Source organism: Pseudomonas sp. FBF18, from assembly GCF_024261405.1.
Taxonomy (GTDB): Bacteria; Pseudomonadota; Gammaproteobacteria; order Pseudomonadales; family Pseudomonadaceae; genus Aquipseudomonas; species Aquipseudomonas palmensis.
Map to the genome: position 1 here is coordinate 68,268 of NZ_QKRS01000023.1, position 21,174 is coordinate 89,441.

The following is a 21,174-nucleotide window of genomic DNA, read 5'->3' on the forward strand; positions in this document are numbered from 1 at the left end:
TTTCCCCAGAACGCAAAACGCCCGATGCAGCGCATCGGGCGTTTGTCTTGAAGCGCGGCGTTGGCCAGGGCTCAGAACGGGATGTCGTCATCGAAGCTGTCGAAGTCGGCAGCCGGCTGCGGCGCAGGCTGTTGCGGCGCAGGGCGCTGCTGAGGGGCCTGCTGTGGACGCTGCTGAGGCGCCTGCTGACGCGGGGCCTGGTTGTAGTTGTTGCCACCCTGCTGCGAACCGTCCTGGTTTTGCGGACGACCACCCAGCAGCTGCATGGTGCCCTGCATGTCGACGATGATCTCGGTGGTGTAACGCTTGATGCCGTCCTTTTCCCACTCGCGGGTCTGCAGCTTGCCCTCGATGTACACCTGCGAACCCTTGCGCAGGTACTCGCCGGCAATCTCGGCAACCTTGCCGAACATCGAAACACGGTGCCACTCGGTACGCTCGACCTTCTGGCCGGTCTGCTTGTCGGTCCACTGCTCGCTGGTGGCCAGGCTGAGGTTGGTCACCGCGTTGCCGTTGGGCAGGTGGCGAACTTCAGGGTCCTGGCCGCAAGTGCCGACCAAAATGACTTTGTTAACCCCACGGGCCATAACGTTCTCCTAGGCTTGGCACGCCGCGGGCGCCGGGTTTACCAGCAGCTCCAGGGCCGTACGATCCAAAATTTGTGTATCCAGTTTGATATAGATGGCGGCTTCCTCTGCCACCACCACTGCGTCGGTCACACCCGGCACGGCCTTGAGGCGCTCGGTCAAGCCCGCTTCGCGCATCGCTTCTGGCGACAACGGCAAGCGCAGGCTCGTCACGTAAGGTGGTTCGCGCATAGTAACAGCTATGGCCAACCAAAGGGCACAGAGGCCTGCGCACCCCAGGAAAACCACGCTCAAGCCGCCATGCTGGAACAACCAGCCACCCATGATCCCGCCCAGCGCCGCCCCCAGGAACTGGCTGGTGGAATACACCCCCATCGCCGTGCCCTTGCCACCGGCCGGCGACACCTTGCTGATCAGCGAAGGCAACGAGGCTTCGAGCAGATTGAAGGCGGTGAAGAAGATCACCGTGCCGATCACCAGTGACTGCAGGCTGTTGCCCAGCTCCCAGAAAAACAGCTCTGTGAGCATGAGCACACTGACCGCGCCGAGCAGGACACGTTTCATCTTGCGCTTTTTTTCACCGTAGATGATGAACGGAATCATTGCGAAGAATGAAACCAGCAAGGCGGTGAGGTAGACCCACCAGTGCTCCTCTTTCGGCAACCCGCCACGCTCCACGAACGCCAGCGGCAAGGCGACGAAGCTGGCCATGAGGATGGCGTGCAGCACGAAGATGCCGACGTCCAGGCGCAGCAGGTCGGGGTGACGCAGGGTCGGCCCCAGGGCCTGCTTGGCCACGCCCGACTCGCGGTGCGCCAGCGGGCCGTTGGAGGCCGGCACCACGAAGGCGATCAGGCCGATGCCCACCACCGCCATCGCCGCGGTGGCCAGGAACAACCCCGACAGGCCGAAGGCCCGCGTTACCAGTGGCCCCACGACCATCGCCACGGCGAACGACAGGCCGATGCTCATGCCGATCATGGCCATGGCCTTGGTGCGGTGCTGTTCGCGGGTGAGGTCCGAGAGCAACGCCATGACTGCCGCGGAGATGGCGCCCGCACCCTGCAGGATGCGCCCGGCGATCACGCCCCAGATCGAGTCGGCCTGCGCTGCCAGCACACTGCCCAGGGCAAAGATCACCAGCCCCAGGTAGATCACCGGCCGACGGCCGATGCGGTCGGAAATGACCCCGAACGGAATCTGCAACACGGCCTGGGTCAGGCCATAGGCACCGATGGCCAGGCCGATGAGCGCCGGCGTGGCGCCCGCCAGGTCCATGCCATAGGTGGCCAGTACCGGCAGCACCATGAACATGCCCAGCATACGGAAGGCGAACACCAGGGCCAGGCCGCCTGCGGCGCGGGTCTCGCTGCCGCTCATGCGTTCGCTGTGGGGATCGTGCATGGATAAACCTCGTGTGAACCGGCGGCGATTCTACCAGTCGGATCGGTTAACGGCATATACGCGACGCTTTGCCGCGTGGTGGCAGCGCGCCGTATACTCCTCCGTTTATGCCCGCCAAGCGAGGCCGCAGTGGACAAGATCCTGATACGTGGGGCACGTACCCACAACCTTAAGAACATCGACCTGACCCTGCCCCGGGACAAACTGATCGTCATCACCGGTCTGTCCGGGTCCGGCAAGTCATCGCTGGCGTTCGACACCCTGTACGCCGAAGGCCAGCGCCGCTACGTGGAATCGCTGTCGGCGTATGCCCGCCAGTTCCTGTCGATGATGGAAAAGCCAGACGTCGACACCATCGAGGGGCTGTCGCCGGCCATCTCGATCGAGCAGAAGTCGACCTCGCACAACCCGCGCTCGACCGTGGGCACCATCACCGAGATCTACGATTACCTGCGCCTGCTGTATGCCCGTGTGGGCACCCCACGCTGCCCCGACCACGACATCCCGCTCGAAGCCCAGACTGTCAGCCAGATGGTCGACCTGGTGCTGGCCCAGCCCGAGGGCAGCAAGCTGATGCTGCTGGCTCCGGTGATTCGCGAGCGCAAGGGCGAGCACCTGGCGGTGTTCGAAGAGCTGCGTGCCCAGGGCTTCGTGCGCGCCCGGGTCAACGGCAAGCTGTACGAGCTGGACGAGTTGCCCAAGCTCGACAAGCAGAAGAAGCACAGCATCGATGTGGTGGTCGACCGCTTCAAGGTGCGCGACGACCTGCAGCAGCGCCTGGCCGAATCGTTCGAGACGGCCCTTAAGCTGGCCGATGGCATCGCCCTGGTGGCGCCGATGGACGACGAGCCGGGTGAAGAGATGATCTTCTCGGCGCGCTTCGCCTGCCCGATCTGCGGCCACGCGATCAGCGAGCTGGAGCCCAAGCTGTTCTCCTTCAACAACCCGGCCGGCGCCTGCCCGACCTGCGACGGCCTGGGCGTGAAGCAGTTCTTCGACATCAAGCGCCTGGTCAACGGCGAGCTGACCCTGGCCGAGGGCGCGATTCGCGGCTGGGACCGGCGCAATGTGTATTACTTCCAGATGCTCGGCTCGCTGGCCGCGCATTACGGGTTCAGCCTGGAGGTGCCGTTCAACGAGCTGCCGGCCGACCAGCAGAAGGTGATCCTGAACGGCAGTGGCAAGCACAACGTCGACTTCAAGTACCTCAACGACCGGGGCGATATCGTCAAGCGTTCGCACCCCTTCGAGGGCATCGTGCCGAACCTGGAGCGGCGCTACCGCGAGACCGAATCGGCCACCGTGCGTGAAGAGCTGGCCAAGTTCCTCAGCACCCAGCCCTGCCCCGACTGCCGCGGCACCCGCCTGCGCCGCGAGGCGCGCCATGTGTGGGTTGGCGAGAAGACCCTGCCAGCGGTTACCAACCTGCCGATCGGCGATGCCAGCGACTACTTCGGCGGCCTCAAGCTGACCGGGCGCCGTGGCGAGATCGCCGACAAGATCCTCAAGGAAATCTGCGAACGCCTGCAGTTTCTGGTGAACGTGGGCCTGGACTACCTGACGCTGGATCGCAGCGCCGATACCCTGTCGGGCGGCGAGGCCCAGCGTATCCGCCTGGCCAGCCAGATCGGCGCCGGCCTGGTGGGGGTGATGTACATTCTCGACGAGCCATCCATCGGCCTGCACCAGCGCGACAACGATCGCCTGCTGGGCACCCTCAACCACCTGCGCGACATCGGCAACACGGTGATCGTGGTGGAGCACGACGAGGACGCCATCCGCATGGCCGACTACGTGGTGGATATCGGCCCGGGCGCGGGCGTGCATGGCGGCCAGATCGTGGCCGAGGGCACCCCGGCCGAGGTGATGGCGCACCCGGACTCGCTGACCGGCAAGTACCTGTCGGGCCGCGTGAAGATCGCCGTGCCGGCCAAGCGCACCCCGCGCAACAAGAAGCTGTCGCTCAAGCTCAAGGGCGCACGCGGCAACAACCTGCAGAACGTCGACCTGGAGATCCCGATCGGCCTGCTGACCTGCGTGACCGGCGTGTCCGGTTCGGGCAAGTCGACGCTGATCAACAACACCCTGTTCCCACTGGCGGCAACCGCGCTCAACGGTGCCAGCACGCTGGAAGCTGCGGCCCACGACAGCTGCGATGGCCTGCAGCACCTGGACAAGGTGGTGGATATCGACCAGAGCCCGATCGGGCGTACACCGCGCTCCAACCCGGCGACCTACACCGGGCTGTTCACGCCGATCCGCGAGCTGTTCAGCGGCGTGCCGGAGTCGCGCTCGCGCGGCTACGGGCCGGGGCGTTTCTCGTTCAACGTCAAGGGCGGGCGCTGCGAGGCGTGCCAGGGCGATGGCCTGATCAAGGTCGAGATGCACTTCCTGCCCGACATCTACGTGCCGTGCGACGTGTGCAAGAGCAAGCGCTACAACCGCGAAACGCTGGAGATCAAGTACAAGGGCAAGAACATCCACGAGGTGCTGGAAATGACCATCGAGGAAGCCCGCGAGTTCTTCGATGCGGTGCCGGCACTGGCGCGCAAACTGCAGACGCTGATGGACGTGGGCCTGTCGTACATCAAGCTGGGCCAGTCGGCGACCACGCTGTCCGGTGGTGAGGCGCAGCGGGTCAAGCTGTCACGCGAGCTGTCCAAGCGCGATACCGGCAAGACGCTGTACATCCTCGATGAGCCGACCACTGGCCTGCACTTTGCCGATATCCAGCAACTGCTGGACGTGCTGCATCGCCTGCGTGACCACGGCAACACCGTGGTAGTGATCGAGCACAACCTGGACGTGATCAAGACCGCCGACTGGCTGGTGGACCTTGGGCCGGAAGGCGGCTCCAAGGGCGGACAGATCATCGCCTGCGGCACGCCGGAGGAGCTGGCCGAGATGAAGCAGTCGCACACGGGGTATTACCTCAAGCCGCTGCTGGCGCGCGACCGGGCCTGAACTGCAGGAGCCTGCCTTGCCGGCTCCTGCACAGCGGCATGCGGGCACAAAAAAAGGCCATCGGGTACGCCCCGATGGCCTTTTTCGTTGCGCGGCGGATTACATCTGCGATTGCAGGTAGTTCTCCAGGCCCAGCGACTTGATCAGACCCTGCTGCTTCTCCAGCCAGTAGGTGTGATCTTCTTCGGTGTCGGCCAACTGCACGCGCAGGATGTCACGGCTGACGTAGTCCTTGTGCAGCTCGCACAGCTCGATGCCTTTGCACAGCGCAGCGCGCACCTTGTACTCAAGGCGCAGGTCGGCGGCGATCATCTCGGGCACGGTGGTACCGATGTCCAGGTCGTCCGGGCGCATGCGCGGGGTGCCTTCGAGCATGAGAATGCGGCGCATCAGGGCGTCGGCGTGTTGTGCCTCTTCTTCCATCTCGTGGTTGATACGCTCGTAGAGCTTGCTGAAGCCCCAGTCTTCGTACATGCGCGAGTGGATGAAGTATTGGTCACGTGCCGCCAGTTCGCCCGTCAGCAACGTGTTGAGATAATCGATTACGTCCGGGTGACCTTGCATTGCCCTGACTCTCCCTGTGTGAAAGCCATAGTTTGAACCAGGATGACTGTAAGGTCACTGCAAATTGCGCTAAAACCGCTAAAAAAGTGGGTAAACAGTAGTCAATTGCATTGAAAAACCGCCCAGATGAGGGCGGTTCTTCTTATCACTTCGACTTAGGCCAGATTGAGACCCAATGCCTTTGCGATTCCCCCTCCGTAGGCCGGATCGGCCTTGAAGAAGTGCTGCAGCTGACGCTCCACGACATCGCGCGAGACGCTGGCCATGGTGCCGGCGATGTTGGCGATCAGCAGGGCCTTCTGCTCATCGTTCATCAGGCGGAACAGCGCACCGGCGTGACTGTAGTAGTCGGTGTCTTCACGATGATCGTAACGGTCTGCTGCGCCACCGAGGGCCAGTGCAGGCTCAGCGTACTGCGGGGCCTGCTTGGGTGCGTCGGCGTAGCTGTTGGGCTCGTAGTTGGGCGCCGCGCCGCCGTTGCTGCCAAAGGCCATCGAACCATCGCGCTGGTAGCTGTTCACCGGGCTGCGTGGGGCGTTTACCGGCAGTTGCTGGTGGTTGGTACCCACACGGTAACGGTGAGCGTCTGCGTAGGCGAATACGCGGCCCTGCAGCATGCGGTCTGGCGACAGCCCCACACCGGGGATCATGTTGCTGGGGCCGAACGCGGCCTGCTCGACTTCGGCAAAGTAGTTGAGCGGGTTGCGGTTGAGCTCCAGTTCGCCCACCTCGATCAGCGGATAGTCCTTCTGCGACCAGGTCTTGGTCACGTCGAACGGGTTCTCGGCACGGCTGGCGGCCTCGGCTTCGCTCATGACCTGGATGCACACGCTCCATTTCGGGAAGTCACCGCGCTCGATTGCTTCGAACAGGTCGCGCTGGGCGTAATCCGGGTCGGTACCAGCCAGGCGGGCCGCCTCGGCAGGCGCCAGGTTCTTGATGCCCTGCTTGGTCTTGAAGTGCCACTTGACCCAGGTACGCTGGCCCTGTGCGTTGATCAGGCTGTAGGTGTGGCTGCCGAAACCGTGCATGTGACGGTAACCGTCCGGGATGCCGCGGTCGGAAAACAGGATGGTGACCTGGTGCAGCGATTCGGGCGAATGCGACCAGAAGTCCCACATCATCTGCGGGCTTTTCAGGTTGCTTTGAGGCAGGCGCTTCTGGGTGTGGATGAAGTCCGGGAACTTCAACGGATCACGGATGAAGAACACCGGCGTGTTGTTGCCCACGATGTCCCAGTTGCCTTCCTCGGTGTAGAACTTGAGTGCAAAACCCCGAGGGTCACGCTCGGTATCGGCCGAACCCCGCTCGCCACCCACGGTGGAGAAACGCAGGAAGGTCTCGGTCTGCTTGCCGACGCTGCTGAACAGCTTGGCGCAGGTGTACTGGGTGATATCGCGGCTGACGGTAAACGTGCCATAGGCACCCGACCCCTTGGCGTGTACACGGCGCTCAGGGATGTTCTCGCGGTTGAAGTGCGCAAGCTTTTCAATCAGGTGGAAGTCTTCCAGCAACAACGGACCCCGCGGGCCTGCCGAACGCGAGTTCTGGTTGTCGGCGACCGGCGCGCCACTGGCGGTGGTCAGCGTTTTGTTCTGGCTCATGCACTCTCTCCTTAATCAGACTTTTGCGGCCGGCTAATCGGCGTAGGCAGAAGTATCGACCAGGAACATGACACCATCAAATTCATTACATGACTGAGATCAATAGATTATTTCAATTCATGCAGAAACAAAAAACCGGGCACTGGGCCCGGTTCCTTGTTACAGACTGTTCGCCTTACTCAGCAGCTTCAACCGAGCCACCAACAGGACGATCAACCAGCTCGACGTACGCCATAGGTGCGTTATCGCCAGCGCGGAAACCGCACTTGAGGATACGCAGGTAGCCGCCCTGACGGGTGGCATAGCGCTTGCCCAGATCGTTGAACAGCTTACCGACGATTTCTTTCGAACGGGTACGGTCGAAAGCCAGACGACGGTTAGCAACGCTGTCTTCCTTGGCCAGGGTGATCAGCGGCTCGGCAACGCGGCGCAGTTCCTTGGCTTTTGGCAGAGTAGTTTTGATCAGCTCGTGCTCGAACAGCGACACCGCCATGTTCTGGAACATGGCCTTACGGTGAGAGCTGGTACGGCTCAGGTGACGTCCACTTTTACGATGACGCATGGGTTCATTCCTTACCAAACACTACGTTCGGTGATTACGACGATCAGGCAGTCGCCTTGTCGTCCTTCTTAAGACTTGCAGGCGGCCAGTTGTCGAGGCGCATGCCGAGGGACAGACCACGGGAGGCCAGAACGTCCTTGATTTCGGTCAAGGATTTCTTGCCCAGGTTCGGAGTCTTCAACAGTTCTACTTCGGTACGCTGAATCAGGTCGCCGATGTAGTAAATGTTCTCCGCCTTAAGGCAGTTGGCCGAACGCACGGTCAATTCCAGATCGTCAACCGGACGAAGCAGGATCGGATCGATCTCGTCTTCCTGTTCGACTACCACTGGTTCGCTGTCACCCTTGAGGTCGACGAATGCAGCCAACTGCTGTTGCAGGATGGTTGCAGCACGACGGATTGCCTCTTCAGGATCCAGAGTACCGTTGGTTTCCAGATCAATAACCAGCTTGTCCAGGTTAGTACGCTGCTCGACACGGGCGTTTTCCACCACGTATGCGATACGGCGAACCGGGCTGAACGAAGAGTCGAGCTGCAAGCGACCAATGCTGCGGCTTTCGTCTTCATCGCTCTGACGCGAATCGGCCGGTTCATAACCACGACCACGAGCTACGGTGAGCTTCATGTTCAAGGCGCCATTGGACGCCAGGTTAGCGATTACGTGATCGGGGTTAACGATCTCGACATCATGATCCAGCTGAATATCGGCAGCGGTAACCACCCCCGAACCCTTCTTCGACAAGGTCAGCGTAACTTCGTCACGACCGTGCAGTTTGATAGCCAGGCCTTTCAGGTTCAACAGGATTTCAATGACGTCTTCCTGAACACCTTCGATGGCGGAGTACTCGTGGAGTACACCGTCGATCTCGGCCTCGACTACTGCACAGCCAGGCATGGAGGACAACAGGATGCGGCGCAGCGCGTTGCCCAGGGTATGGCCAAAACCACGCTCGAGAGGCTCGAGAGTGATTTTAGCGCGGGTTGGACTGACGACCTGCACATCGATGTGGCGGGGCGTCAGGAACTCATTTACCGAAATCTGCATGGATGCACCTATTTTCTAGCCCTTACTTGGAGTAGAGCTCGACAATCAGGCTTTCGTTGATGTCGGCAGACAGATCACTGCGAGCAGGAACGTTCTTGAAAACGCCCGACTTCTTCGCGGTGTCTACATCTACCCACTCAACGCGGCCACGCTGGGCGCACAGTTCAAGGGCTTGAACAATGCGCAGCTGGTTCAGCGACTTCTCGCGAACCGCGACCACGTCACCCGGACGAACTTGGTAGGACGGAACGTTTACAGTCTTGCCGTTAACGCTGATCGCTTTGTGCGAAACCAGCTGACGGGATTCGGCACGAGTAGCGCCAAAGCCCATACGATAAACGACGTTATCCAGACGGCATTCGAGCAGTTGCAGCAGGTTCTCACCAGTAGCGCCCTTCGAGGAGGCCGCTTGCTTGTAGTAACCGCTGAACTGACGCTCGAGCACGCCGTAGATACGACGGACTTTTTGCTTTTCACGCAGCTGGGTGCCGTAGTCGGACTGACGACCGCGGCGCTGACCGTGAATACCTGGGGCTGCTTCGATGTTGCACTTCGATTCCAGAGCGCGAACGCCGCTCTTCAGGAACAGATCGGTGCCTTCACGACGAGACAGTTTGCATTTTGGACCAATGTAACGTGCCATTTATCTGTCTCCTGATTACACGCGGCGCTTCTTCGGCGGACGGCACCCGTTATGCGGGATTGGCGTCACGTCGGTGATGCTGGCGATCTTGTAGCCACAGCCGTTCAGAGCACGAACAGCGGACTCACGACCTGGACCTGGACCCTTGACGTTGACGTCGAGGTTCTTCAGACCATATTCCAGCGCAGCTTGACCAGCACGCTCAGCAGCTACTTGAGCAGCGAACGGGGTGGACTTGCGGGAACCGCGGAAACCCGAACCGCCGGAGGTAGCCCAGGACAGGGCGTTACCTTGACGATCGGTAATGGTCACGATGGTGTTGTTAAAGGACGCATGGATGTGGGCGATGCCATCAACCACTGTCTTTTTAACTTTTTTACGAGGACGAGCAGCAGGTTTTGCCATGTCTATATTCCTGTCGATTCGCTGGTGCGATTACTTGCGGATCGGCTTACGCGGACCTTTACGGGTACGCGCGTTGGTCTTGGTACGCTGACCGCGTACTGGCAGACCCCGACGATGACGCAGGCCGCGGTAGCAACCCAGGTCCATCAACCGCTTGATTTTCATGTTGATGTCGCGACGCAGGTCACCTTCAGTGGTGAACTTCGCAACTTCGCTACGCAGCTGTTCAATCTGCTCGTCGCTCAGATCTTTGATCTTCACGGCTGGGTTGACCCCAGTGTCTGCACAGATTTTCTGTGCAGTTGTGCGACCGACACCATAGATGTAGGTCAGCGAGATAACAGTGTGCTTGTTATCTGGAATGTTAACGCCTGCAATACGGGCCATTCAGTGGGACTCCAATTGACAGCTACCTACGCCCCGGAAGCCAAGAAATAGGGCGCGAGATAATATCGCTGTAGAAACAAATAATCAACCCAGCAGCGCACTAGCTGCTGGGTTTGAAGCACAGATCACACTCAGCCTTGGCGCTGCTTGTGACGTGGTTCCGCGCTGCAAATCACTCGCACAACACCTTCGCGGCGAATAATTTTGCAGTTACGGCACAGCTTTTTCACCGATGCACGAACTTTCATCACCAACTCCTCGAACCTTAAGGGTCTCTCAGCGCAGCATTCCGCTGCCACCGTAGCCTTTCAGGTTGGCTTTCTTCATCAGGGATTCGTACTGGTGCGAAACGAGGTGCGATTGTACTTGGGACATGAAGTCCATCACAACCACTACCACAATCAGCAACGAGGTCCCGCCAAGGTAGAACGGAACGTTTGCCGCTACCACCAGGAACTGGGGCAACAGACACACGGCCGTCATATAAAGAGCACCGAACATGGTCAAGCGGGTCAGAACGCCATCAATGTAGCGCGCCGACTGCTCGCCTGGACGGATGCCCGGAATAAAGGCACCGGACTTCTTCAGGTTTTCCGCTACGTCTTTCGGATTGAACATCAACGCCGTATAGAAGAAGCAGAAGAAAATAATCCCTGCACTAAACAGCAGAATATTCAACGGCTGACCAGGAGCGATCGACTGCGAGATGTCCTGCAGCCAGCCCATACCTTCAGACTGACCAAACCAGGCACCCAGCGAAGCCGGGAACAGCAAAATGCTGCTTGCGAAAATGGCTGGGATGACCCCGGCCATGTTCACCTTCAGCGGCAAGTGGCTAGTCTGCGCAGCGAAGACCTTGCGGCCCTGCTGACGCTTGGCGTAGTGAACGGCGATTCGACGCTGACCACGCTCAATGAACACCACAAAACCGATAATCGCTACTGCCAGCAAACCGATAGCGACCAGAGCGAAAATGTTGATATCGCCCGTACGTGCAGACTCGAAAGACTGCCCGATTGCTCTCGGAAGACCGGCGACGATACCTGCGAAAATCAACATCGAGATACCGTTGCCTACACCGCGCTCCGTGATTTGCTCACCCAGCCACATCATGAACATCGCACCCGCCACAAACGTGGAGACAGCGACGAAATGGAAGCCAAAGTCAGCAGAAAACGCTACACCCTGACCGGCCAGGCCGATGGACATGCCAACAGCCTGGACCAGCGCCAGGATAACGGTGCCGTAGCGGGTGTACTGGCTGATCTTGCGACGGCCAGCTTCACCTTCCTTCTTCAACTGCTCCAGCTGCGGGCTGACGGCGGTCATCAGCTGCATGATGATCGATGCCGAAATGTACGGCATGATCCCCAGTGCAAAGATGCTCATCCGTTCCAGCGCGCCGCCGGAAAACATGTTGAACAAGCTAAGAATGGTCCCCTCATTCTGTCGAAACAGTTCCGCCAGCCGGTCCGGGTTGATGCCTGGAACTGGGATGTGTGCGCCTATCCGATAGACGATGATCGCCAGAAACAGAAAACGCAGACGAGCCCAAAGTTCAGACATCCCGCCTTTACCGAGCGAAGAGAGAGCACCTTGCTTAGCCATTTATTCCTCGAACTTGCCGCCAGCTGCTTCGATAGCCGCACGCGCACCTTTGGTGGCTGCGATACCCTTGATGGTGACCGCGCGAGTAACTTCGCCGGACAGCATGATTTTCACACGCTGTACGTTTTGGTTAATCACGTTGGCATCCTTCAAGGATTGCACGGTGACAACGTCGCCTTCCACTTTGGCCAACTCGGACAGACGCACTTCTGCGCGGTCCATGGCTTTCAGGGAAACGAAGCCGAATTTCGGCAGACGACGGTGCAGCGGCTGTTGACCGCCTTCAAAGCCTGGAGCGATGGTGCCACCGGAGCGGGAGGTCTGACCTTTGTGGCCACGGCCACCGGTCTTGCCCAAACCACTACCGATACCACGACCCGGACGATGCTTCTCGCGACGGGAACCCGGCGCTGGACTCAGATCATTGAGTTTCATCGATTAACCCTCGACGCGCAGCATGTAGTAAGCCTTGTTGATCATCCCGCGATTCTCGGGAGTATCCAGGACTTCTACAGTGTGACCGATGCGGCGCAGACCCAGACCCTTAACACACAGTTTGTGGTTAGGGAGACGGCCGGCGGTGCTTTTGATCAGCGTTACTTTGACGGTAGCCATGATCAGCGGATCTCCTCGACGCTCTTGCCGCGCTTGGCAGCAATGGATTCAGGAGATTGCATAGCCTTCAGACCCTTGAAAGTGGCATGAACCACGTTCACTGGGTTGGTCGAGCCGTAGCACTTGGCCAGGACGTTCTGAACGCCAGCAACTTCCAGGACAGCACGCATCGCGCCACCGGCGATGATACCGGTACCGTCGGAAGCAGGCTGCATGTACACCTTCGAAGCGCCGTGGGCGGACTTGGTGGCGTACTGCAGAGTGGTGCCGTTCAGGTCTACCTGAATCATGTTGCGACGGGCAGCTTCCATGGCTTTCTGGATCGCAGCAGGTACTTCGCGCGATTTGCCACGGCCGAAACCAACGCGACCCTTGCCATCACCTACCACGGTCAACGCGGTGAAGGTGAAGATACGGCCGCCTTTTACGGTTTTGGCTACGCGGTTAACTTGAACCAGCTTCTCGATGTAGCCTTCGTCGCGCTTTTGATCGTTATTTGACATAACTTAGAACTCCAGTCCGCCTTCACGAGCACCATCTGCCAGCGCTTTAACGCGGCCGTGGTACTTGAAGCCAGAACGGTCAAAGGCAACTTGAGATACACCGGCGGCTTTCGCGCGCTCAGCTACCAGCTTGCCAACCTTAGTGGCCGCGTCGATGTTGCCAGTGGCGCCATCACGCAGGTCTTTGTCCAAAGTCGAGGCGCTGGCCAGGACTTTGCTGCCGTCGGCCGAAATGACCTGGGCATAGATGTGCTGCGAGGAGCGGAACACGCAGAGACGCACGACTTCGAGTTCGTGCATTTTCAGGCGTGCTTTGCGAGCGCGACGCAGTCGAGTAACTTTTTTGTCGGTCATTTGCTATGCCCTACTTCTTCTTGGCTTCTTTACGACGGACGACTTCGTCCGCGTAACGCACACCCTTGCCTTTGTACGGCTCTGGTGGACGGAAGTCGCGGATTTCAGCGGCCACCTGACCTACCAGCTGCTTGTCGATACCCTTGATCAGGATGTCGGTCTGGCTAGGGGTCTCAGCGGTGATGCCCTCAGGCAGTTCATAATCCACTGGGTGCGAGAAGCCGAGCGCCAGGTTCAGCACGGTGCCCTTGGCTTGCGCCTTGTAACCAACACCGACCAGCTGGAGCTTGCGCTCGAAGCCTTGGCTTACGCCCTGGACCATGTTGTTCACGAGTGCACGGGTAGTGCCGGCCATTGCGCGAGTTTGTTGGTCGCCGTTGCGAGCAGCGAAACGCAGCTCACCAGCTTCTTCAACAACTTCAACGGACGAGTGAACGTTCAGTTCGAGAGTGCCCTTGGCACCCTTCACCGAAAGCTGTTGGCCGACGAATTTGACTTCGACACCGGCTGGCAGCTTAACGGGGTTCTTAGCGACGCGAGACATGCTTATCCCCCCTTAGAACACTGTGCAGAGTACTTCGCCGCCGACACCGGCAGCGCGCGCAGCACGATCAGTCATCACACCTTTGTTGGTGGAGACGATAGACACGCCCAGACCGCCACGTACTTTCGGCAGTTCTTCGACGGACTTGTACTGACGCAGGCCTGGACGACTTACGCGCTTGACTTCCTCGATGACCGGACGGCCTTCGAAGTATTTCAGCTCGATGGACAGCGAAGGTTTGACTTCACTGCTGACCTGATAACCCGCGATGTAACCTTCGTCTTTCAGAACTTTGGCTACAGCCACCTTCAGGGTCGAGGACGGCATGCTTACGACGGACTTTTCAGCCATCTGGGCATTACGGATTCGAGTTAGCATGTCCGCTAACGGGTCCTGCATACTCATGGGCTAGACGCTCCTGATACAAGAAAAATTAGCCTTTCGGCTACTACAGTCACCTGAACACAACGGGCAAAAAACCCGGGCTCAGGTGAGCCGGTCATTCTAGACACATCCCAGAAACGAAACAAGCCCCATAAGGGGCTTGTTTCGTTGCAAGATCACCGGCGGTCGGAAGATCACTCCCCCGCCGCCAGGGCCCTGCCGGTACGTCTTACCAGCTGGCTTTGACCAGACCTGGAACGTCACCGCGCATTGCTGCTTCACGCAGCTTGTTACGGCCGAGGCCGAACTTGCGGTAAACGCCGTGTGGACGACCGGTGATGCGGCAGCGGTTACGCATGCGCGAGGCGCTTGCGTCACGTGGCTGCTTCTGCAGAGCGATCGAGGCTGCCCAACGTTCTTCTGGAGTTGCATTCAGATTAACGATGGTAGCTTTGAGCTCAGCACGCTTCTTGGCGTATTTAGCAACCGTGAGCTGACGCTTCAGCTCGCGGTTTTTCATGCTCTTCTTGGCCATTTTCCTACTCCAATCAGTTGCGGAACGGGAATTTGAAAGCGCGCAGCAGAGCGCGACCTTCGTCATCCGTACGAGCAGTGGTGGTCAGGGTAATGTCCAGACCGCGCAGAGCATCGATCTTGTCGTAGTCGATTTCCGGGAAGATGATCTGCTCTTTCACGCCCATGCTGTAGTTGCCACGACCGTCGAAGGACTTGGCATTCAGGCCGCGGAAGTCGCGAACCCGAGGCAGGGAGATCGCCAGCAGGCGGTCCAGGAATTCGTACATACGATCACGGCGCAGAGTGACTTTGACGCCGATCGGCCAGCCCTCACGGACTTTAAAGCCCGCGATGGATTTCCGAGCGAAAGTCACAACGGCTTTTTGACCGGTGATCTTCTCGAGGTCAGCTACAGCGTGCTCGATGACTTTCTTGTCGCCGACAGCTTCGCCCAGACCCATGTTCAGGGTGATCTTGGTAACGCGCGGAACTTCCATCACGTTCGCCAGCTTAAGTTCTTCCTTAAGCTTGGGAGCAATTTCCTTCCGGTAAATCTCTTTCAGTCGTGCCATGGTCTTCTACCTAGCAGTGTTCAAGCATCAACCGCTTTTTGGGTCGACTTGAAGACACGAATTTTTTTGCCTTCTTCTACTTTGAAACCAACGCGGTCAGCCTTGTTGGTTTCGCCGTTGAAGATGGCGACGTTGGAAGCGTGCAGTGGCGCTTCTTTCTCGACGATACCGCCTTGTACGCCCGACATAGGGTTAGGCTTGGTATGACGCTTCACCAGGTTGATCCCACCAACGACCAGACGGTCGTCAGCGAGAACCTTGAGCACCTTACCGCGCTTACCTTTGTCTTTGCCGGCGATCACGATGATCTCGTCGTCACGACGAATCTTTTGCATGTCGGATCTCCTTACAGCACTTCTGGGGCGAGCGAGACGATCTTCATGAACTTCTCAGTACGAAGTTCACGGGTCACTGGCCCAAAGATACGGGTGCCGATCGGCTCTTGCTTGTTGTTCAGCAGAACAGCAGCATTGCCATCAAAGCGGATGATGGAGCCGTCAGCACGACGGACACCGTGGCGAGTGCGGACTACAACAGCAGTCATCACCTGGCCTTTCTTCACTTTACCGCGAGGAATTGCTTCCTTGACGGTTACCTTGATGATGTCACCGATACCGGCGTAGCGACGGTGCGAACCGCCGAGCACCTTGATGCACATGACGCGACGAGCGCCGCTGTTATCGGCCACATCGAGCATGGATTGAGTCTGAATCATAAAATTTCTCCGACCCCTAGCCCTTAGACTTCAACAGCGCGTTCGAGAACTTCAACCAGTGCCCAGGACTTGGTCTTGGCCAGCGGACGAGTCTCGCGGATGGAGACCTTGTCGCCGATGTGGCACTGGTTGGTTTCGTCGTGCGCGTGCAGCTTAGTCGAACGCTTAACGTATTTACCGTAGATCGGGTGCTTTACGCGACGCTCGATCAGTACGGTGATGGTTTTGTCCATCTTGTCGCTGACGACACGGCCAGTCAGCGTACGGACGGTTTTTTCAGCTTCAGCCATGATCACTTACCTGCCTGCTGGTTGAGCACAGTTTTCACGCGAGCGATGTCACGCTTAACTTGCGAGAGCAGGTGCGACTGCCCCAACTGGCCAGTTGCCTTCTGCATACGCAGATTGAACTGGTCGCGCAGCAAGCCGAGCAGTTGCTCGTTCAGCTGCTGTGCTGATTTTTCACGAAGTTCATTCGCTTTCATCACATCACCGTCCGCTTAACAAAGGAGGTGGCGAGAGGCAGCTTTGCAGCCGCCAAGGCGAATGCCTCACGCGCCAGCTCTTCAGAAACACCCTCGATCTCGTACAGGACCTTGCCTGGCTGGATCTGGGCAACCCAGTACTCCACGGAACCCTTACCTTTACCCATCCGCACTTCGAGAGGCTTCTTGGAGATCGGCTTGTCCGGGAATACACGGATCCAGATCTTGCCGCCACGTTTTACGTGACGGGTCAGGGCACGACGTGCCGATTCGATCTGGCGAGCGGTGAGACGACCGCGAGCAACAGCTTTCAGAGCAAACTCGCCGAAGCTGACTTTGCTACCGCGCAGTGCCAGACCACGGTTGTGGCCAGTCATCTGCTTGCGGAATTTTGTACGCTTTGGTTGCAACATTTGGCGTACCCCTTACTTAGCAGCTTTTTTACGAGGCGCTGGTGCTTGTGGTTTCAGTTCTTCTTGGCGACCACCAATAACTTCGCCTTTGAAAATCCAAACCTTCACACCGATCACACCGTAAGTGGTGTGAGCTTCGTAAGTGGCATAGTCGATGTCGGCACGCAGGGTGTGCAGTGGCACACGACCTTCGCGATACCATTCAGTACGTGCGATTTCAGCACCGCCGAGACGACCGCTCACCTGGATCTTGATGCCCTTGGCACCAATACGCATGGCGTTCTGTACGGCGCGCTTCATGGCGCGACGGAACATCACACGACGCTCCAGCTGCTGAGCTACGCTCTGAGCTACCAGCATACCGTCGAGTTCCGGCTTGCGGATCTCTTCGATATTGATGTGCACAGGCACACCCATTTGCTTGGTCAGGTCCTGACGCAGTTTCTCAACATCTTCACCTTTCTTCCCGATAACGATACCTGGACGAGCGGTGTGGATGGTGATGCGTGCAGTTTGAGCCGGACGATGGATATCGATACGGCTAACGGACGCGCTTTTTAGTTTGTCTTGGAGGTACTCACGCACATTCAGATCTGCGAGCAAATAGTCCGCATAAGTCCGACCGTCTGCGTACCAGACGGAGGTGTGCTCCTTGACGATTCCCAGGCGAATGCCAGTGGGATGTACTTTCTGACCCATCTGATCGACTCCGTTACTTGTCCGCAACCTTGACAGTGATATGGCAAGACCGCTTGACGATGCGATCAGCGCGGCCTTTGGCACGCGGCATGATGCGCTTCAGCGAACGCCCTTCGTTGACGAAAACGGTGGAGACCTTCAGGTCATCAACGTCTGCGCCTTCGTTATGCTCGGCGTTGGCTACGGCCGACTCGAGGACTTTCTTCATGATTTCAGCGGCTTTTTTGCTGCTGAAGGCCAACAGGTTGAGCGCTTCGCCCACCTTCTTCCCGCGGATCTGGTCGGCGACCAAGCGGGCTTTCTGGGCGGAGATGCGAGCGCCCGACAACTTAGCGGCTACTTCCATTTCCTTACCCCTTAACGCTTGGCTTTCTTGTCAGCCACGTGCCCGCGGTAGGTGCGGGTACCGGCGAACTCGCCCAGTTTATGGCCGACCATGTCTTCGTTCACGAGAACTGGGACGTGTTGGCGACCGTTGTGTACCGCGATGGTCAGACCGACCATTTGTGGCAGGATCATCGAACGGCGCGACCAGGTCTTAACTGGTTTGCGATCGTTCTTTTCCGCCGCCACTTCGATCTTCTTCAGTAGGTGAAGATCGATAAAAGGACCTTTTTTCAGAGAACGTGGCACTGTCGTATCCCTCTATTTACTTGCGACGACGGACGATCATTTTGTCGGTACGCTTATTACCACGAGTCTTCGCGCCCTTAGTCGGGAAGCCCCATGGCGATACCGGATGACGACCACCGGAGGTACGACCTTCACCACCACCATGTGGGTGGTCAACCGGGTTCATGGCAACACCACGAACGGTTGGGCGAACGCCACGCCAGCGTTTGGCACCAGCTTTACCCAGCGAACGCAGGCTGTGCTCGGAGTTCGAGACTTCGCCCAGGGTCGCACGGCACTCAGCCAGGACTTTACGCATTTCACCAGAGCGCAGACGCAGGGTCACATAGACACCTTCGCGAGCGATCAGCTGAGCCGAAGCACCAGCGGAACGAGCGATCTGTGCACCTTTGCCCGGCTTCAGTTCGATGCCGTGAATGGTGCTACCCACTGGAATGTTGCGCAGTTGCAGGGAGTTGCCTGGCTTGATTGGAGCCAGAGCACCTGCGATCAGCTGGTCGCCAGCACTCACGCCTTTAGGGGCGATGATGTAGCGGCGCTCGCCGTCTGCGTAGCAGAGCAGTGCGATGTGAGCAGTACGGTTCGGGTCGTATTCGATACGCTCGACAGTGGCGACGATGCCGTCCTTGTCGTTGCGACGGAAGTCGACCATACGGTAATGCTGCTTATGACCACCACCTACGTGACGCGTAGTGATGCGGCCATTGTTGTTACGACCACCAGACTTCGATTTCTTCTCGAGCAGCGGTGCGTGAGGAGCGCCTTTATGCAGCTCCTTGTTGACCACCTTGACCACGAAACGGCGGCCAGGGGAAGTCGGTTTGCATTTAACGATTGCCATGATGCACCCCTTCCTTACTCAGCACTGCTGCTGAAATCGAGATCTTGGCCGGGTTGAAGGGAGATGATCGCCTTCTTCCAGTCATTACGCTTGCCCAGACCGCGAGCGGTACGCTTGGTCTTACCCAGAACGTTCAGGGTAGTCACGCTTTCCACTTTCACGCTGAACAGGCTTTCGACGGCCTTCTTGATTTCCAGCTTGGTTGCGTCGGTAGCAACCTTGAAAACGAACTGGCCTTTCTTGTCAGCCAGAACCGTGGCCTTCTCGGAAACGTGCGGGCCAAGTAGAACTTTAAATACGCGTTCCTGGTTCATCCCAGCAGCTCCTCGAATTTCTTCACGGCCGACACGGTGATCAACACCTTGTCGTATGCGATCAGACTGACCGGATCGGAACCCTGTACGTCACGTACGTCGACGTGCGGCAGATTGCGAGCAGCCAGGTACAGATTCTGATCAACAGCATCAGAAACGATCAGTACGTCGCTCAGACCCATGCCGTTCAGTTTGTTCAGCAGGTCTTTGGTTTTCGGTGCTTCAACAGCGAAGTCCTGAACCACGACCAGACGGTCGGTACGCACCAGCTCGGCGAGGATGGAACGCATTGCTGCGCGGTACATCTTCTTGTTGAGCTTCTGCGAGTGGTCTTGAGGACGAGCTGCGAAAGTGGTACCGCCGCCACGCCAGATTGGGCTACGGATAGTACCGGCACGAGCGCGGCCAGTGCCTTTCTGACGCCATGGGCGCTTGCCGCCACCAGCAACGTCGGAACGGGTTTTCTGCTGCTTGGTGCCCTGACGGCCGCCGGCCATGTAGGCCACGACTGCTTGGTGTACCAGCGTCTCGTTGAATTCGCCGCCGAAAGTCAGTTCGGAAACTTCGATCGCTTGAGCGTCATTTACATTTAGTTGCATGTCAGCTTCCCCTTAACCGCGAGCCTTGGCAGCCGGACGCACAACCAGATTGCCGCCAGTAGCGCCAGGAACGGCACCCTTGACCAGCAACAGATTGCGTTCAGCGTCGACGCGCACTACTTCGAGGGACTGAACGGTCACGCGCTCGGCGCCCATGTGACCGGACATTTTTTTGCCCTTGAATACACGACCAGGAGTCTGGCACTGGCCGATAGAGCCCGGGACGCGGTGGGAAACGGAGTTACCGTGGGTATTGTCTTGACCGCGGAAATTCCAACGCTTGATGGTACCGGCAAAGCCTTTACCTTTCGACTGACCGGTAACATCTACCATTTGGCCAGCAGCGAAGATTTCTGCATTGATCAAGTCGCCAGCCTGGTACTCGCCTTCTTCAAGACGGAATTCCCAGACACCGCGACCAGCGGCAACGTTCGCTTTAGCGAAGTGACCTGCTTGAGCAGCAGTCACACGCGAAGCGCGACGCTCGCCAACAGTGACTTGCACTGCGCGATAGCCATCAGTTTCTTCGGTTTTGAACTGGGTGACGCGATTCGGCTCGATCTCAATGACCGTGACCGGAATGGAGACACCTTCTTCGGTGAAAATACGGGTCATACCGCATTTACGACCGACTACACCAATAGTCATGTTGTAAACCTCATGAGTGTACGGGGCTTTCACCCGCTATGGCCGCCCATTTCAGAGCGTTACACGACTAAGACCCGAGTCTTAGCCGAGGCTGATCTGCACTTCCACGCCTGCCGCAAGATCGAGCTTCATAAGAGCATCAACGGTTTTATCCGTTGGCTGGACGATGTCCAGTACGCGCTTATGAGTACGGATCTCGTACTGGTCACGCGCGTCTTTGTTGACGTGCGGGGAGACCAGAACGGTGAACCGCTCTTTACGGGTAGGCAGTGGAATTGGACCACGCACTTGAGCACCAGTACGTTTCGCGGTTTCCACGATTTCCTGGGTGGATTGGTCGATCAGGCGATGGTCAAAAGCCTTCAACCTGATACGGATTTGCTGATTTTGCATTGGATTTCAGACTCCAGGCTGCTATTCCCACCGGGCGCACTACGCCCGTTAAAAGGAGGCGTGATTCTATAGACACCCCCACTGAGTGTCAACCCAATAAAAAAGCCCCCGCAAAAGCGGGGGCCTTTCTAAACGATCAACGATTACTCGATGATTTTGGCTACGACGCCGGCG

Annotated in this window: 33 protein-coding genes; 1 reads left to right on the plus strand and 32 read right to left on the minus strand. The window is 58.4% G+C overall.

Going from position 1 to position 21,174, the window contains the following annotated elements; all coding sequences use genetic code 11:
• Nucleotides 1-71: 71 nt before the first annotated feature.
• Nucleotides 72-587 (minus strand): single-stranded DNA-binding protein, encoded by a 516-nt coding sequence (locus DN387_RS24515; protein ID WP_043861918.1) that lies wholly within the window; start codon nt 585-587, stop codon nt 72-74.
• 9 nt (nt 588-596) lie between these two features.
• Nucleotides 597-1,991, minus strand: a complete 1,395-nt coding sequence (locus DN387_RS24520) for an MFS transporter (protein WP_054916437.1) — start codon at nt 1,989-1,991, stop codon at nt 597-599.
• A gap of 129 nt (nt 1,992-2,120) precedes the next feature.
• Between DN387_RS24520 and uvrA the strand changes: the two genes are divergently transcribed.
• Nucleotides 2,121-4,955 carry an excinuclease ABC subunit UvrA gene (gene uvrA, locus DN387_RS24525; RefSeq protein WP_043861920.1) on the plus strand — a complete coding sequence of 945 codons (2,835 nt, stop codon included), beginning with the start codon at nt 2,121-2,123 and terminating at the stop codon, nt 4,953-4,955.
• Nucleotides 4,956-5,054: 99 nt separating this feature from the next.
• Here uvrA and bfr read toward each other — a convergent pair whose 3' ends face one another.
• From bfr to rpsJ, 30 genes are all read right to left on the minus strand, one after another.
• A complete protein-coding gene (bfr, locus tag DN387_RS24530) occupies nt 5,055-5,519 on the minus strand; it encodes a bacterioferritin (RefSeq protein WP_043861921.1) in 465 nt (154 codons plus the stop codon).
• A 155-nt stretch (nt 5,520-5,674) separates the two neighbouring features.
• Nucleotides 5,675-7,123, minus strand: coding sequence for a catalase (locus DN387_RS24535; RefSeq protein WP_043861922.1), 1,449 nt, complete (start codon nt 7,121-7,123; stop codon nt 5,675-5,677).
• A 175-nt stretch (nt 7,124-7,298) separates the two neighbouring features.
• Complete coding sequence (gene rplQ, locus DN387_RS24540) at nt 7,299-7,685, minus strand: 50S ribosomal protein L17 (protein WP_002555463.1); 387 nt, start codon at nt 7,683-7,685, stop codon at nt 7,299-7,301.
• Between the two features lie 43 nt (nt 7,686-7,728).
• A complete protein-coding gene (gene rpoA, locus DN387_RS24545; protein WP_003186012.1) occupies nt 7,729-8,730 on the minus strand; it encodes a DNA-directed RNA polymerase subunit alpha in 1,002 nt (333 codons plus the stop codon).
• Nucleotides 8,731-8,752: 22 nt separating this feature from the next.
• On the minus strand, nt 8,753-9,373 hold the full coding sequence (rpsD, locus tag DN387_RS24550; protein WP_043861923.1) for a 30S ribosomal protein S4: 621 nt from the start codon (nt 9,371-9,373) through the stop codon (nt 8,753-8,755).
• Between the two features lie 15 nt (nt 9,374-9,388).
• Nucleotides 9,389-9,778, minus strand: coding sequence for a 30S ribosomal protein S11 (gene rpsK / locus DN387_RS24555; protein ID WP_002555466.1), 390 nt, complete (start codon nt 9,776-9,778; stop codon nt 9,389-9,391).
• A gap of 30 nt (nt 9,779-9,808) precedes the next feature.
• Complete coding sequence (gene rpsM / locus DN387_RS24560) at nt 9,809-10,165, minus strand: 30S ribosomal protein S13 (protein ID WP_043861924.1); 357 nt, start codon at nt 10,163-10,165, stop codon at nt 9,809-9,811.
• Nucleotides 10,166-10,296: 131 nt separating this feature from the next.
• Nucleotides 10,297-10,413 (minus strand): 50S ribosomal protein L36, encoded by a 117-nt coding sequence (gene rpmJ / locus DN387_RS24565; RefSeq protein ID WP_002555468.1) that lies wholly within the window; start codon nt 10,411-10,413, stop codon nt 10,297-10,299.
• 28 nt (nt 10,414-10,441) lie between these two features.
• Nucleotides 10,442-11,773 carry a preprotein translocase subunit SecY gene (secY, locus tag DN387_RS24570; RefSeq protein WP_043861925.1) on the minus strand — a complete coding sequence of 444 codons (1,332 nt, stop codon included), beginning with the start codon at nt 11,771-11,773 and terminating at the stop codon, nt 10,442-10,444.
• Nucleotides 11,774-12,208, minus strand: a complete 435-nt coding sequence (rplO, locus tag DN387_RS24575; RefSeq protein WP_010220318.1) for a 50S ribosomal protein L15 — start codon at nt 12,206-12,208, stop codon at nt 11,774-11,776.
• A gap of 3 nt (nt 12,209-12,211) precedes the next feature.
• On the minus strand, nt 12,212-12,388 hold the full coding sequence (gene rpmD, locus DN387_RS24580) for a 50S ribosomal protein L30 (RefSeq protein ID WP_010220317.1): 177 nt from the start codon (nt 12,386-12,388) through the stop codon (nt 12,212-12,214).
• Between the two features lie 2 nt (nt 12,389-12,390).
• A complete protein-coding gene (gene rpsE, locus DN387_RS24585; RefSeq protein ID WP_043861926.1) occupies nt 12,391-12,891 on the minus strand; it encodes a 30S ribosomal protein S5 in 501 nt (166 codons plus the stop codon).
• 3 nt (nt 12,892-12,894) lie between these two features.
• A complete protein-coding gene (gene rplR, locus DN387_RS24590; protein ID WP_043861927.1) occupies nt 12,895-13,245 on the minus strand; it encodes a 50S ribosomal protein L18 in 351 nt (116 codons plus the stop codon).
• Nucleotides 13,246-13,255: 10 nt separating this feature from the next.
• Nucleotides 13,256-13,789, minus strand: coding sequence for a 50S ribosomal protein L6 (gene rplF / locus DN387_RS24595; protein ID WP_043861928.1), 534 nt, complete (start codon nt 13,787-13,789; stop codon nt 13,256-13,258).
• Between the two features lie 12 nt (nt 13,790-13,801).
• Entirely contained in the window at nt 13,802-14,194 is a 393-nt protein-coding gene (rpsH, locus tag DN387_RS24600) for a 30S ribosomal protein S8 (protein ID WP_010220313.1), read from the minus strand.
• 208 nt (nt 14,195-14,402) lie between these two features.
• Nucleotides 14,403-14,708, minus strand: coding sequence for a 30S ribosomal protein S14 (gene rpsN / locus DN387_RS24605; protein ID WP_043861929.1), 306 nt, complete (start codon nt 14,706-14,708; stop codon nt 14,403-14,405).
• Nucleotides 14,709-14,721: 13 nt separating this feature from the next.
• Complete coding sequence (gene rplE / locus DN387_RS24610) at nt 14,722-15,261, minus strand: 50S ribosomal protein L5 (RefSeq protein WP_043861930.1); 540 nt, start codon at nt 15,259-15,261, stop codon at nt 14,722-14,724.
• A gap of 20 nt (nt 15,262-15,281) precedes the next feature.
• Nucleotides 15,282-15,596, minus strand: a complete 315-nt coding sequence (gene rplX / locus DN387_RS24615) for a 50S ribosomal protein L24 (protein WP_008374158.1) — start codon at nt 15,594-15,596, stop codon at nt 15,282-15,284.
• 11 nt (nt 15,597-15,607) lie between these two features.
• The gene (rplN, locus tag DN387_RS24620; RefSeq protein WP_002555479.1) at nt 15,608-15,976 is read right to left on the minus strand and encodes a 50S ribosomal protein L14; all 369 of its coding nucleotides are present in this window, start codon (nt 15,974-15,976) and stop codon (nt 15,608-15,610) included.
• A gap of 23 nt (nt 15,977-15,999) precedes the next feature.
• Entirely contained in the window at nt 16,000-16,266 is a 267-nt protein-coding gene (gene rpsQ, locus DN387_RS24625) for a 30S ribosomal protein S17 (protein ID WP_008374160.1), read from the minus strand.
• A gap of 2 nt (nt 16,267-16,268) precedes the next feature.
• Nucleotides 16,269-16,460, minus strand: coding sequence for a 50S ribosomal protein L29 (rpmC, locus tag DN387_RS24630; RefSeq protein WP_002555481.1), 192 nt, complete (start codon nt 16,458-16,460; stop codon nt 16,269-16,271).
• Nucleotides 16,460-16,873, minus strand: a complete 414-nt coding sequence (gene rplP / locus DN387_RS24635; RefSeq protein WP_003255479.1) for a 50S ribosomal protein L16 — start codon at nt 16,871-16,873, stop codon at nt 16,460-16,462. Before rplP ends, rpmC begins: the two co-directional genes overlap by 1 nt.
• A 12-nt stretch (nt 16,874-16,885) precedes the next feature.
• Nucleotides 16,886-17,572, minus strand: coding sequence for a 30S ribosomal protein S3 (gene rpsC / locus DN387_RS24640; RefSeq protein WP_010220308.1), 687 nt, complete (start codon nt 17,570-17,572; stop codon nt 16,886-16,888).
• A gap of 13 nt (nt 17,573-17,585) precedes the next feature.
• Nucleotides 17,586-17,918: a 50S ribosomal protein L22 gene (gene rplV, locus DN387_RS24645; protein WP_003103908.1), complete on the minus strand. Its 333-nt coding sequence runs from the start codon at nt 17,916-17,918 to the stop codon at nt 17,586-17,588.
• Nucleotides 17,919-17,929: 11 nt separating this feature from the next.
• A complete protein-coding gene (rpsS, locus tag DN387_RS24650; protein ID WP_002555486.1) occupies nt 17,930-18,205 on the minus strand; it encodes a 30S ribosomal protein S19 in 276 nt (91 codons plus the stop codon).
• Nucleotides 18,206-18,221: 16 nt separating this feature from the next.
• Entirely contained in the window at nt 18,222-19,046 is an 825-nt protein-coding gene (rplB, locus tag DN387_RS24655) for a 50S ribosomal protein L2 (protein ID WP_078481646.1), read from the minus strand.
• A 14-nt stretch (nt 19,047-19,060) separates the two neighbouring features.
• Nucleotides 19,061-19,360, minus strand: coding sequence for a 50S ribosomal protein L23 (rplW, locus tag DN387_RS24660; protein ID WP_009397515.1), 300 nt, complete (start codon nt 19,358-19,360; stop codon nt 19,061-19,063).
• Entirely contained in the window at nt 19,357-19,959 is a 603-nt protein-coding gene (gene rplD / locus DN387_RS24665; RefSeq protein WP_010220305.1) for a 50S ribosomal protein L4, read from the minus strand. Before rplD ends, rplW begins: the two co-directional genes overlap by 4 nt.
• A gap of 12 nt (nt 19,960-19,971) precedes the next feature.
• Nucleotides 19,972-20,607: a 50S ribosomal protein L3 gene (rplC, locus tag DN387_RS24670; protein ID WP_043861931.1), complete on the minus strand. Its 636-nt coding sequence runs from the start codon at nt 20,605-20,607 to the stop codon at nt 19,972-19,974.
• Nucleotides 20,608-20,688: 81 nt separating this feature from the next.
• Nucleotides 20,689-21,000: a 30S ribosomal protein S10 gene (rpsJ, locus tag DN387_RS24675; protein ID WP_003186070.1), complete on the minus strand. Its 312-nt coding sequence runs from the start codon at nt 20,998-21,000 to the stop codon at nt 20,689-20,691.
• Nucleotides 21,001-21,174 lie beyond the last annotated feature (174 nt).